General features: G+C 67.0%; 1 protein-coding gene. It reads right to left on the bottom strand.

The genetic code is table 11. The features are described 5' to 3' along the window. Positions 1 to 1197, bottom strand: a 1197-nt coding sequence (locus AB0E14_RS39710; RefSeq protein ID WP_362430468.1) for a hypothetical protein, incomplete at its 3' end; no start/stop codon positions are given. Positions 1198 to 1584 lie beyond the last annotated feature (387 nt).

The raw sequence follows: 1584 nt of genomic DNA, 5'->3' as shown, positions 1-1584 counted from the left end.
GGTGGCGGTGATGGAAGCGATGTGCCGGCTGCCGGTGTAGATGAGGCCGAGGAGCTCCACGTCGCCCGGGGTCAGGTGAACTGCTGCCGGGCCGCCGTTACCGGCCGGCGGTAGTTGGGTTTGGTCTGTGTTCGTGTTCTGTGTGGCTGGTTGGCGTGTCTGTGCTGTGTGGGTGAGGGTTTGTGCCCACATTCCGGTGACGGTGTTGTCGTGCATGTAGGGCCAGAGCTGGGTGCAGCATTGTTGTGGGGTTTGTTGTGTGGTGGTGGGGAGGAGTAGCTGGGTGAGGATGGTCTGCGCGGCTTGTTTCATGGTCAGGGCTGTTTCGTCAGCTGTCATCGCTCGCACGGGCTTGAGGAGTGCGGCTGCGAGGTCGAACCAGCCCTGTGATCCGAGGTAGACGCTGTCGGTGAGGTCGTTCGCTCCGGACATCAGCCAGTTCACGCGGCCTGGGTCCAGTGTCCCGGTCATGACGTGTCGTGCGACGGTGCCGGCCATCACAGTCGGGTCCAGCGTGGGTTTTGTTCCGGCGGCCATGGACAGTTGGACCAGCCGGGCTGTCAGCAGATTCATGTCTCCCAGACCCGACACTTCCAGGGCCTGGTCCCATTTGCGCTGTTGGGCCAGCGCGACCCAGTCCAGTACCTCTCCGCCTCCGTTTCCGTTTCTGGCTGTCTGGTCCTGGGTCCTGCCCTGGGGGGCGGGTGCTGTCTGCTGTCGCGGGCCGGGGGCCATCGCGGCGGGGGGTGGGGTGTGGGCGAGAGCTGTGAGTGTGTTCTTCCAGACCTCGATGATCTGGACGTCGGTGGCGGCGTGCTCTGCGAAGTACAGGGCGACGCCGCTGGTGGTGGCGGTGGTGGTGTCGATCCCGTACCGGGCGGCCAGCCGCTGAAGCGCTGTGGTGAGGACTGCGGGCGTCGCGGCAGCCGTTCCGCCCGGGCCCTGCGCGGCCCAGGAACACGCACCGTCCCAGTCGCCGGCACCGATGGCCTGCAGACAGGCCAGATGTGGATCCCACCCCTGCGCCGTCGCGGGACCCGCCACGGGCACAACAGCGGCCAGGAACGGCCAGAACCGTTCCACGCCCACAAACCCGGCGGCGAGGAGCGCTCCCGCGCAGTCCTCGTCACTCTCACCCGCCAGGTTCTGCTGGACGGCAGCCTGCCGGACCGCGGACCGCAACACCTCCTCGTTCACCCCAAGCCCTGTCACACCCACCGCCAGGCCCACGGCTTCAGCCCACATCCCCAAAGCCGCCCGACCCAGAACATCCGTGAAACCCACCCCACCCCCACCAGGCACACCCGCACCAGGCACCCCCGCACCGGGCACACCCCCACCCGCACCGGGCGCGCCCCCACCCGTGCCTGGTGTTTCCCAAGCCGTACCTGCGGTGTACTCGCTCATCTGTCCCGCTTCCCCTTCGCTCACGTCCGTACCGGACAACGCACCCGGTGATCACCAGCAGACCATCCACCCCACCCAACGAAACCCGGGCAACACCCATAAAACCCTGTCAGAACGCCCGCAATACAGACCCGCTGGCCGCTCCATCACGCACCAAAGGGAAACCCGTCATGCCCC

The organism is Streptomyces sp. NPDC047981, from assembly GCF_040653315.1.
In the GTDB taxonomy this organism is placed as follows: domain Bacteria; phylum Actinomycetota; class Actinomycetes; order Streptomycetales; family Streptomycetaceae; genus Streptomyces.
The sequence above is the reverse complement of the archived record's forward strand: the minus strand, read 5'-3'. Positions and strand labels throughout refer to the sequence as shown.